The sequence below is a fragment of the Streptomyces ureilyticus genome (assembly GCF_011045025.1).
GTDB lineage: Bacteria > Actinomycetota > Actinomycetes > Streptomycetales > Streptomycetaceae > Streptomyces > Streptomyces ureilyticus.
Genome location: NZ_JAAKZX010000268.1, coordinates 1 through 10,741 on the forward strand (window position 1 = coordinate 1; position 10,741 = coordinate 10,741).

10 protein-coding genes and 1 pseudogene are annotated in these 10,741 nt (G+C 69.7%); 4 read left to right on the forward strand and 7 right to left on the reverse strand.

Annotation, left to right across the window (positions count from 1 at the left end; genetic code table 11):
- Window positions 1–169 precede the first annotated feature (169 nt).
- A pseudogene (locus G6048_RS42905) lies at window positions 170–1,807 on the forward strand (MFS transporter); the annotation flags it as partial.
- A 55-nt stretch (window positions 1,808–1,862) separates the two neighbouring features.
- Here the strand turns inward: G6048_RS42905 and G6048_RS42910 are convergent.
- From G6048_RS42910 to G6048_RS42920, 3 genes are read right to left on the reverse strand one after another with little or no spacing between them, the layout of a single operon-like run.
- Window positions 1,863–2,237, reverse strand: coding sequence for a type II toxin-antitoxin system VapC family toxin (locus G6048_RS42910; RefSeq protein WP_165345034.1), 375 nt, complete (start codon window positions 2,235–2,237; stop codon window positions 1,863–1,865).
- Window positions 2,237–2,479: a type II toxin-antitoxin system Phd/YefM family antitoxin gene (locus tag G6048_RS42915; RefSeq protein WP_062030294.1), complete on the reverse strand. Its 243-nt coding sequence runs from the start codon at window positions 2,477–2,479 to the stop codon at window positions 2,237–2,239. Before G6048_RS42915 ends, G6048_RS42910 begins: the two co-directional genes overlap by 1 nt.
- Window positions 2,480–2,532: 53 nt before the next feature.
- Window positions 2,533–3,699 carry an ABC transporter ATP-binding protein gene (locus tag G6048_RS42920; protein WP_328828649.1) on the reverse strand — a complete coding sequence of 389 codons (1,167 nt, stop codon included), beginning with the start codon at window positions 3,697–3,699 and terminating at the stop codon, window positions 2,533–2,535.
- 63 nt (window positions 3,700–3,762) lie between these two features.
- Here G6048_RS42920 and G6048_RS42925 point away from each other — a divergent pair, with 63 nt between their 5' ends.
- A complete protein-coding gene (locus G6048_RS42925; protein ID WP_206342833.1) occupies window positions 3,763–4,269 on the forward strand; it encodes a TetR family transcriptional regulator in 507 nt (168 codons plus the stop codon).
- 24 nt (window positions 4,270–4,293) lie between these two features.
- Here the strand turns inward: G6048_RS42925 and G6048_RS42930 are convergent, their stop codons facing one another.
- Window positions 4,294–5,136, reverse strand: a complete 843-nt coding sequence (locus G6048_RS42930) for a hypothetical protein (protein WP_165345035.1) — start codon at window positions 5,134–5,136, stop codon at window positions 4,294–4,296.
- Between the two features lie 122 nt (window positions 5,137–5,258).
- Window positions 5,259–5,774 (reverse strand): YceI family protein, encoded by a 516-nt coding sequence (locus tag G6048_RS42935; RefSeq protein WP_165345036.1) that lies wholly within the window; start codon window positions 5,772–5,774, stop codon window positions 5,259–5,261.
- A 103-nt stretch (window positions 5,775–5,877) separates the two neighbouring features.
- On the opposite strand from G6048_RS42935, the gene G6048_RS42940 reads away from it, so the two are divergent.
- A complete protein-coding gene (locus tag G6048_RS42940; RefSeq protein ID WP_165345037.1) occupies window positions 5,878–6,441 on the forward strand; it encodes a MarR family winged helix-turn-helix transcriptional regulator in 564 nt (187 codons plus the stop codon).
- Window positions 6,438–7,637, forward strand: coding sequence for a CaiB/BaiF CoA transferase family protein (locus G6048_RS42945; protein WP_165345038.1), 1,200 nt, complete (start codon window positions 6,438–6,440; stop codon window positions 7,635–7,637). The genes G6048_RS42940 and G6048_RS42945 overlap by 4 nt, the downstream gene beginning before the upstream one ends.
- A 14-nt stretch (window positions 7,638–7,651) precedes the next feature.
- On the opposite strand, the gene G6048_RS42950 is transcribed toward G6048_RS42945, so the two are convergent.
- Window positions 7,652–9,151 carry an alpha/beta hydrolase gene (locus G6048_RS42950; RefSeq protein ID WP_165345039.1) on the reverse strand — a complete coding sequence of 500 codons (1,500 nt, stop codon included), beginning with the start codon at window positions 9,149–9,151 and terminating at the stop codon, window positions 7,652–7,654.
- A gap of 307 nt (window positions 9,152–9,458) precedes the next feature.
- On the reverse strand, window positions 9,459–10,478 hold the full coding sequence (locus G6048_RS42955) for an FkbM family methyltransferase (RefSeq protein ID WP_165345040.1): 1,020 nt from the start codon (window positions 10,476–10,478) through the stop codon (window positions 9,459–9,461).
- Window positions 10,479–10,741 lie beyond the last annotated feature (263 nt).

Here is a 10,741-nt window from a genome sequence, read left to right on the forward strand (position 1 = left end):
GCTTCCGGCAGTGCGCCAGCACCGCACCGACCGCCTGCCACGAACCGACCTTCTTGGGCTTCTTCGCCACGGGCATGAACGTCCCTTTCCCCCGTCGACCGCCGAACTCCTCGTAGCGCCCCCGTAGGCGGCGATGGTGGGGCCGTCCGTACGGGCCAGGGCGTGCCGCAGCCGGACCATCCTCGGTCTGTTCGGTGCGTCCGTCGTGATCCTGCTGGTGTGGGGCCTGTTCGAGCTGCGTACCAAGGAACCGCTGGTCGATCTGCGGACCACCGCGCGCCGCCAGGTGCTCTTCACCAACCTGGCCTCGATAGCCGTCGGCTTCGCGATGTTCGCGATGTCCCTCGTCATTCCGCAGCTCCTGCAGTTGCCTGAGGCGACCGGATACGGTCTGGGTCAGTCGCTGCTCGCCGCCGGTCTGGTCATGGCGCCGTCCGGACTGGTGATGATGGCCCTGGCCCCGGTCTCCGCGGCCGTCTCCAAGGCCAAGGGCCCGAAGGTGACGCTGATGATCGGCTCCCTGATCGTGGCCGGCGGCTACGGACTGAACATCGTGCTGATGGACGAGGTCTGGCACTTCATCCTGGTGTCCTGCGTCATCGGCGCCGGTATCGGTTTCACGTACGGTTCGATGCCGGCGCTCATCATGGGCGCCGTACCGGCGTCCGAGACGGGTGCCGCGAACAGCCTCAACACCCTGATGCGGTCCATCGGTACGTCGGTCGCCAGCGCGGTCGCCGGGGTCATCCTCGCGCAGATGACCACCACCTTCGGTTCCACCGCCCTTCCCTCCGAGGACGGCTTCAAGGCGGTCCTGGCGATCGGCGTCGGTGCGGCCCTTCTCGCCTTCCTCGTCGCCTCGTTCATCCCGCGTCGGCAGCCGGTCGCGGGCGAGATGTCCGAGACGCCGACTGGGGAGGGAGACGGGGACACGGGCGACGCCGCCCTCGCGGCCCTTCCCGCCGACGCCGGCTCAGACGCGCCGGTCAGCCTTCCGCGGCCCCGCCAACCCCTGGACGCGGCGGCCCTGGACGGCGACGACACGAGCGGCGTCCCCGTCCGCGGGCACGTCCGCGGCGCGGAGAGCGCGCCCGTGTCCGGCACCGCAGTGACGCTGATCTCCCTCGAAGGGCGGCAGCTCGGGCGGGCGGTCGCGCAGGAGGACGGCTCGTACGGTGTGCGGGCGCCGGGTGCCGGTTCGTACGTACTGATCGCCGCCGCCGACGGCTACCGGCCGCAGGCCTCGACCGTCGTCGTAGGCGACGCGCCGGTGACGTACGACGTGCTGCTGAGCGGTACCAGCGGGCTTGCCGGGGTGGTGCGGTCGGCGGACAGCGGGGTACGGGTCGCCGGGGCCGTGGTGATCGTTACGGATGTACGCGAGGATGTGCTGGCCAGTGGGGAGACGGACGCCATGGGCGAGTTCACCGTCTCGGACCTGGTGCCGGGGACGGTGACGCTCGCGGTCAACTCGGCCAAGCACCGGCCGTTGGCGCTGCCCGTCGAGATCGGCGGCGCGGGGGCCACGCGGGTCGAGGTCGAGTTGCACCCCGGGGCGCAGGTACGGGGCACGGTGCGCGGTGCGGGTGCTCCGCTGAGCGACGCGCGGGTCACGCTGATGGACGCCGCGGGCAATGTGGTCGCCACGACGGCGACCGGCGTCGACGGGGCGTACGCCTTCTCCGACCTGGACAGCGGGGACTACACGGTCATGGCGACCGGCTACCCGCCGAAGGCCACCGCGGTGACCGTCTCCGGCGGCGGCGTGGACGGCCATGACATCGAACTCGCCCACGGCGCCGAGTAGTTCGGCCGGACTGGGTGGCAAACGGCACGCACGGGCCGCCGCCCCCAGGTGCCGCTCACACGGGCATGACCTGCACGTCGTACTGAGGGATCCACTTGTCCCTCGTCACCAGGGTCATCCCCTCGATCTGCGCCTGAGCGACCAGTATCCGGTCGAAGGGGTCCCGGTGATGCGCCGGGAGCCTTCCGGCCCGCACCCCATGCCCGGCGGTGATGGGCAGGCCGGTGAACTGGCTGTCGCGTACCCGCTCGGCCAGGTCTTCCGGGCCTTCCAGCTTGCCGAGCGACTGCTTGATGGCGATCTCCCACGGTGACACGGCACTGACGTACACCGCGGGTTCGGTGTCGAGCAGATCCTTGATCTCGCCGGACAGCTCAGGGGAGTCGTCCAGCCACCAGAGGACCACATGGGTGTCTAGCAGCAGTCGCATCAGCGCATCCCGAAAGCGTCGGCAATGTCGTCGGGCAGTTCATCGAAGTCATCGGGGATGTGGATCTGCCCCCGAAGCGAGCCCCGGCCGGTCCGCTTCACCTTGGGGCGCAGCGGCACCACCTTGGCCACCGGCTCGCCCGCCTTGCTGATCACGATCTCCTCACCGGTCGCGACCTGCTCAAGGATCCGTGAGAAGTGCGTCTTTGCCTCATGAACGTTGTACTGACGTGCTGCTTCCATGGCCGCCTCACCATACGATCACCAAGTGGACTAAGCACCGGACTAAGCATACCTCACCGTGCGGCCGAGGCCGTGGTCGCGGCGATGCGGAGGGCCTCTACCAGTTCGCGGCAGAGGGTGTCCGTTGTCAGGAGGTCCTCGTGGGTGCCTCGGGTGCGGATGTGGCCCTCCTCCATCACCACGATGGTGTCCGCGTCGATCACGGTCGACAGGCGGTGGGCGATCGTGACCACGGCGCCGGTGCCCGCGCGCGAGCGGATGCAGTCGTGGACGGCGGCTTCGGTCAAGCCGTCGAGTTGGGCGGTCGCCTCGTCCAGGAGGAGAACGTCGGGGGTGCGGAGCAGGGCGCGGGCCAGGGCGATGCGCTGGCGTTCGCCGCCCGAGACCGTTGTGGACGACAGGGGGGTGTCGAGGCCCTCGTCGAGGGTGTCGATCTTTTCGGCCAGGCGGACGTCGCGGAGGACCTGGCGCAGTTCCTCGTCCGTCGCGTCGGGGCGGGAGAGCAGCAGGTTGTCGCGGATGGTGCCGGGGACGATCGGGGTGTCCTGCTCCACGTAGGCCAGTCGTGCCCGGATGTCGTCGTGGGTGTGGTCGCGGTACGGACGGCCGTCCAGGAGCAGTTCGCCGCCCGCCGGCTCCAGGAAGCGCAGGATGAGGGAGAAGAGGGTCGTCTTGCCCGCCCCCGAGGGGCCGACGATCGCGGTGTGCCCGTACCGGGGGACGGTCAGGTCGATGCCCCGCACGGCGGGCTCGGCGTCGGGGCCGTAGGCGGCGGTGACCTGCCTCAGTTCCAGTACGGGGATGTCTTCGCGGGAGTCCGCACCCGGTGCGGGAGCCGTCGAGGGCGCCGGGCGGGCGGTGCTCTCGGTCTGCACGTCATCGGTCTCGCGGATGCGTTCCGCGGCGGCGATGCCGGACTGGAGTGCGGTGAGGTTCTGGCTGAGTTCGGTGACGGGTTCCATGAGGCCGAACGCGTACAGCAGGAAGGCGATCAGGCTGGACACCTCCAGGTGCCCCTCACCGACCCGCCAGGCGCCCACCGCCAGGATCGCGATGATCGCCAGCTGGATGCCGGACCACGCGATCATCCAGGCCAGCGCCTCGCGGCGGACCGCGCGTACGCCGTACTCGGCCGAGGCGCGCGCATCGGCCCCGAAGCTCAGCAGTGCCGTCTTAGCTCTCGATCGGCACGGTGTGCGCGCTTGGTTCTCGCAACGCACGGCAGGCACGTTACCCGATCGCGTGGCGGTCTTTCGCCCTGAAGCGAAATCCCGTTCCCTGCCCTGCTCCGCAGGAGTTCGTCCACCGACCAGGCCGCGTCGTTCGCCGATGTCGCGGCGGCCGCCGGTGTGGGGCGCACCACCGTGCACCGCTACTTCCCGGAGCGGTCCGCCCTGCTGGCGGCCATCGGCACGGACGTCCTCGACAGTGTCGCGGTGGCCACCGAGCGGGCCCGGCTCGAAGACGGCCCGGCCCTGAAGGGGCTGGAGCGGCTCTGCCAGGAGCTCTTCGAGCTCGGCGACCGCCTCATGCTGCTGTTCGACATGCCGCAGTTCAGGAACTGGTCCGGCTGGGAGGAGGAGACCCCCGCCGACAAGGCACTCCTGCGCCTGATCCGCCGCGGCCAGGAGGAGGGCACACTCGACCCCGAACCCGACGCCTACTGGATCCAGAACGTCCTGTGGGCCCTGCTCTACACGGCCTGGGAACAGGCCCGCGACTACGAGACCCCCAGGCATACGGCCCTGACCCTGTGCCTGCACACACTCCGCAAGGCCGTGGCCCCGTAAGGGGCCACGACCGTACCCGCTGACTCAGTGGCCGTACCTGCTCTTCAGATGGCGCCAGAAGTCGCGGAACATCCACTTGTCGAACTCCGTGATCTGACTGGCGCTGCCCGCCTTCATCAGGAAGCAGCACTGGCCGGTCGGAGTCCAGTCGTAGAAGTCGTCGAGGCCGAAGGTGTGGCCGACCTCGTGCAGGTAGACGTGGATGTTCTCCTGGTCCAGGGCGCCGGTGAAGTACTCCTGGCCGACCCGCTGCCCCCAGTCACCGCCGGCCCCGCCCTGGAAGCCCTTGGTCAGCCACAGTGACTGGTCGTAGTGGCGGGCGGGGCCGCCGGGGCACTGCGAGTAGTCGCCGTCCTGGTGGAAGAAGCGGCCGCAGTCGGGCGCGCACTGCGGGGCTCCGCCCTCGTCCAGGATTCCGGTGTAGATGTCGACGGAGTCGTCGCTCCACTGGAGGGTGGAGCGGTCCTTGACGGCCCAGCCGACGATGTTGACGGGAACCTCGGTGTACGGCCAGGCATTGTGTCCCGTACCGCCGTCGACCATGGCGGCCATCCACTTCCCGAACTGCTTCTTCAGCGCGCCGTGGATCCGGTCGCGCAGGGCAGCGCTGACGGGGGCGCCGGACTCCCAGCGGACGCAGTAGTTGACGCTCCCCTTGTTGGCCATGATCTGGTCCCACCCGTAATTGCGGAAGCCGTACAGGTCCGGGTAGGTCGACTCGACGTGGTTCCACACCTCACCCAGCGGCTGCACCAGTTCCGCGGGCGGACCCCACTCCTCGGCGGCCTCGGTACGCGGAGCGAACGCGCCGGCCGCCGCGATGAGCACGGCTAACACGGCGACCAGACGCGCAAGGTACTTGCCCATGGCGATTCCTCCCGGTGGGGGACGGGGGTTCACACACAGGTCGCCGCCGGGGCGGGCAAGGTTGCCCGCCCCGGACTCGGTCTTGCTCGGCCTTGCTCGGTCTTCCTCGGCCTTACTGCCCGTCAGGCCGTCGCGCGGGCGAAGCGGAGAGTGGTGGTGATGGTGGTCAGGCCGCGCATCATGCCCAGCTGGTTCCAGGTCATGCCGAACTCGGCTCGGTCGACGGTCAGTTCGGCGGCCAGGGTGACCGCGTCGGCCGTCGAGTCGGTGACGCGGGCGGTGAAGGACTGCGGGCGGCTGATGCCGCGTACGGTCAGCTGGCCGGAGACCTCGACGGTGTCGTCCGTACGCGGGACGCAGCTGCGTACGGCGAAGGTGATGGCGGGGTGCCGGTCCACGTCGAAGAAGTCGGCGGAGCGCAGGTGCTTGTCGCGCTTTTCGTGCTTGGTGTCCAGGGAGGCGGCGTCGAGAGTCACCGTGCCGCTGGCGGAACCGTCGGGGCGGACCTCGCCGTCGCCCGTGACGCCCGCGAAGGTGCCGTTCACGGTGACCATGCCCCACATCGTCTTCTGCCGGACGGCGACGGTGGAGCGGGCGGGGTCGAGCTGCCAGAGACCGGTTTCGACTGCGACGGACATGGGGTTTCTCCTGACGGGGGTACACGAGAAGGGGTCGTCCAAATTTGGATAGTCACACGCTAGCCCGTAATTCAAAATTGGACAACAGGTAGACTGGGGCATCATGGCCGACTCCACAGCCCCCACCGACCTCCCCGAGCGCGACGCCTCGGACGAGAGCGAACACTCGGACGAGAGCGAGTGCTCGGGTGAGAACGGGCTGCTGCCGGCGGAGCTGCGCTCCTGGATGCATCTGCTGGCCGCCGCCGGCGCGGTCGAACAGCAGTTGCGCGCCCGCGTCAGGGACTCCCTCGGGATCTCGCACGACGAGTTCCTCGTCCTGTGCCTGCTGGCCGACCAGCCCGGAGGCGGCCTGCGGATGACCCGCATCGCCGAGCTACTGGGCCGCCCCAAGACCCGGCTGACGTATCAGGTCGCCTGCCTCCAGCACGCCGGACTGGTCACCAAGGGTTCGGTCTGCGGCGACAGGCGCGGCATCGAGGTGACTCTCACCGAGAAGGCACGCCGGCTCCTGAAAGACACCTCGCCCCCTCTCGCGCACGCCATCACCGAAGCCGTCACCCGTGCCCTCGGCCCCGAGCGACGCGCTGCCCTGTGCGGCCTGCTGCCGGACACCGCGGACGCCGACCGGCAGCCGGACGAGTCGCCGGACAGGAGCGCCTCGTGACCGGGCACCCCGTACCACTCCCGCTCACCGGCGTCACCGTCGTGAGCGTCGAGCAGGCCGTGGCCGCGCCCTTCGCCACGCGCCAGCTGGCCGATCTCGGGGCGCGGGTCATCAAGGTGGAGCGGCCGGGGGAAGGGGATTTCGCCCGGCGGTACGACACCACGGTCGACGGAGAGTCCAGCTATTTCGTGTGGCTCAACCGCTCCAAGGAGTCCCTGACCCTCGACCTGAAGTCGGCACAAGGGCGGGAGATCCTGGAGCAACTGCTCGGCGGCGCCGACGTGTTCGTGCAGAATCTGGCCCCGGGCGCTGCTGCCCGGCTGGGCTTCGGCGCGGCGGACCTGGCCGAACGGCACCCCTCCCTCATCCCCTGCTCCATCTCCGGTTACGGAAGCAGCGGACCGTGGGCGAACCGAAAGGCGTACGACCTGCTCGTACAGTGCCAGACCGGGCTGGTCTCGCTGACCGGGAACGAGCACGGAGCGGCCCGCGCGGGGGTGTCCGTCGCCGATATCGCCGCCGGGATGTACGCGTACTCGGGCATCCTCACCGCCCTCTACACCCGCGCGACCACCGGCGTCGCCCGGGCCGTGGAGGTCTCCCTCTTCGAAGCGCTGGCCGAGTGGATGAGCCAGCCCGCCTACTACACCCGCCACGGCGGAACCCAGCCGCCCCGCATCGGCACCCAACACGCCACCATCGCCCCGTACGGCGCCTTCACCGCGGCCGACGGCAAGGACGTACTGTTCTCGATCCAGAACGAACGCGAGTGGGTCGCGCTGTGCGAACGGTTCCTGGAGCGTCCGGAACTCGTCGACGACCCGCGGTTCGCCACCGGCTCGGACCGGGTGGCGCACCGCGACGAGATCAATGCCATCGTCGCCGAACGCTTCGGCCGGTCGGACAGCCGCGAGGTGGAGAAGCTGCTGGACGAGGCGGGTATCGCGAACGCCGGGGTCAATGACGTCGAGGAGTTCCTCGCCCATCCCGTCCTCAGCGCACGTCAGCGGTGGCAGGACGTGCGCCTGCCAGGCGGGGGTGCGGTGCCGGCGCTCTTGCCGCCGGTGGATCTGGCCGGCGCGCCCGCCCGTATGGACCCCGTCCCCGCGGTCGGGGAGCACACGGAGCGGATCCTGGGCGAACTGGGGCAGAGCGCGGAGGACATCGCAGGCCTCCGCGCCGCCAAGGTCATCTGACGCAGCCTCGGGTCTCAGTCGCAGTAGACGTCCCGACCCGGCCGCTCCCCCGTGGCCAGGAAGTGGGACACCGCCCGGTCGCCGCACTCGTTGCCGTTGGCGAGGTAGGCGCCATGGCCGGTGGAGTTCACGGTGACCATGGTGGCGCGCTTGCCGAGGGTGGTACGGAGCCTCAGGGCGCTGCTCAGTGGAGTGGCGACGTCGCGCTCGTTCTGGACGAGCAGGATGTTGGAGGGGCCGCGGTCGGTGATGCGGACCGGGGGCTCCTTCGGCTCGTACGGCCAGGCGGCGCAGACCAGCGCGCTCCTCGGCATCCCGGCGGTCAGCGGGTACTTGACGCGGCTCTTGTCGACTCCCTTCTGGTATACGGCAGTTGAGCTGGGCCACGCGGCGTCGTTGCAGACGGTCGCGGCCCCGACCGCGGTGACGTTCTGCTGGACCGACTCGGGCGGCGCCTGGGGCGCGGGCGGGACCGTGCCCTTCTGGGCGGCCAGGATCAACTGGGCCAGCGCCGGGTAGTTGTCGGGGTCGGCGAAGGTGTCCAGCATCGTCTGGCGCAGGACGTTGCCGTTCAGCTCCTCCGGGTTGGCGCCGGGCCAGGGGATGGGCTCGCGGTCGAGGCGGGCGGCGAGGCGCAGGAACAGGGGCCGCACCTCGGCCGCCGTACGGGCCAGCCGGTCCGGGTTGCCGGGCGCCGACGCCCACTTGGCGAACTCCGGGAAGTTGTCCTCCACGCCGGTCTCGTACGCGGCGAGCCAGGCGCGCTGCAGCCGGACGGGGTCGGGGTTCTGGTTGCTGTCCAGCACGATGCGGTCGGTGCGGTGCGGGAAGAGTTGGCTGTAGACGGCGCCGACGTACGTCCCGTACGAGACGCCCCACGCGGAGACCTTCTGCTCGCCGAGCGCTTCGCGGATGCGGTCGAGGTCGCGGGCTTCGGCGGCGGTGCTGATGTGGCGCATCAGCTCGCCGCCGTTGCTCGCGCAGGCGTCGGAGAGGCGCTGGGCGTTGGCCATGTTCTCCGTGACGGAGCCGTCGGGGGCGGGCCAGGGGCGCAGCTTCGAGAGGGCGAGGTCCTCGTGTTCCAGGCCGCAGCTGACCGGGGTGGAACGGCCGACCCCTCGGGGGTCGAAGCCGATCAGGTCGTACGTGTCCCGCACGTTCTGCGGCAGCTTCTGCCCCTTCCCGGAGGGGGCGCTGAGGGCGCTGCCGCCGGGGCCGCCGGGGATGAGCAGCAGTGCGCCGCGGCGGGCCTCCGGCTTTTCGCTGGGGATACGGGAGATTGCGATGCCGATCTTCTTGCCGTTGGGGTGGGCGTGGTCCATCGGGACCTTGACGGTTGCGCACTCCTGGCGGGGGTCGAGGCCGGGGCCCTCGCACTTCGTCCAGTCGAGGGAGTCTTCAACTCCCTTGGGCGGGACGGAGTTTGCGGCTTGCGCCGCGGTCAGTGGGGCGGTGATGCCGAGGACGACGGCAGAGGCGGCGATCAGGGCGGCGTTTCTTTGGGTCTTCGTCATGGCCACGAGCCTGGCGGCTCGCCTGTGGGCAGCCCATCCGGCCAACTGGCCTATGTCCAGGGGGGTTTACCCGAGTGGGGGGCAGGTTTTTCTTTCCCCAGCCCCGCCCCTTCCCGGCTGTATCAATGTGCGGCTCCGCCGCGATGGGGGTCCCCCCGCTCATGGGGGTCCCCCGCTCGAGCGAAGCCGAGAGTGGGGGAGCAGCCGAGAGTGGGGGAGCGACCAGCCACGACGGCGGCGCAGCCGACAACGAACCCAACCGCCCCACCGCCGGAGGCAACCCGCACCCGAAAACGAACCCAACCGCTCAATCGCCGGAGGCACCCGCAGCCGCCGGGCGAACCATGACGCAGTCGAACTCCACAACCCGCCCCGTAGCCGGTTCCCGGGTCACCGGGTACATGCCTGTGATCTCGAAGCCGGCCTCCTCGTACAGCGCGACCGCCTCGTGCATGCGGGGGCTGCCTTCGTAGAGCTGGAGGAGAGCGACCTCCGACTGCATGCCGACGAAGTCGTCGATGCGTTTGCCGGCGCCTGCGAAGACCTCCAGGTCATAGCCCTGGGTGTCCATCTTCAGGTAGGGGCGGGGGTCGGTGAGGCCGTCCAGTGCCTCGTCCATCATCGCGTCCAGGCGGCGGATCTCGATCTGCTCCATGGTCGCCTTGGCGAACCGCTTGTAGCGGCCCTTGCCGTACTCGGTGGGCGGGAGAAGGGAGTTCATGGAGTTCCAGTTGGAGTGGATCTCCATGGTGGCTTCTTCACGGCCCAGGCCGAGGTTGTAGACGTGCCACTCGGGATCGTTCTCCGCCTTCTTCTGGAGTTTGGCGAAGTGCTCGGCGGTCGGCTCGAAGGAGACGATGCGGCCGGTGTAGCCGTGGCGGCGCAGGCGCCTGCCGTACTGGCCGGCGTTGGCGCCCACGTCGAAGACGCAGTTCACCTGGTACTTGTCCAGCACCGCGTTCACATGGTGGGCGCACAGATAATCGGCGGCGGCCAGCTGGAGGACGCGTTCGTCGCCCTTCGACGCCTCCGGGTCGAACAGCAGGTGCGCCCCGGTCTGCCCGAGCGCGGCGTTCTTCCACTTCGCCGGCTTCGGCTTGGCCTTGGACCCCTCGGTGCGACCGCGGGCCACCAGCCACGCGTCCCCGCCCACGGGCGTCACCGTATAACCGCTACTTCGGCGGGCCAGCAGATCAGTGCCCGCCTCGAGAGAGATCGGGGCACGCCCACGTCGCCGGGAGACCAACGCCTCTCCCGGACCAAGATCGAGCACCTGCACCCCGAGCTTGGGAAGCAGCTTGAGAAGTCGCCTGTAAAGGGTCTGCATCCAGACACCCTTACATGCGCGCGGCCGTTCCTTGAAGCGATCGCATAACTTCCTGTTCAAGTAACTTCCTGTTCACGCGAGTACCGGAAGCGAACCCCGCAGGCGCTCACACAGGGCGCTCGCGCCTACGCCCGCACCGGCGGCGTACGCACAGGGGCACAGCCCTTAAGGACCTTGGGACTTGAGGGGCCTGAGGGCCACGCGGAGGCTTCGCAGGCCTAGATCAGGCCTAGAGCGAGTCGAGCTTCCCGCTCCGCAGCCGA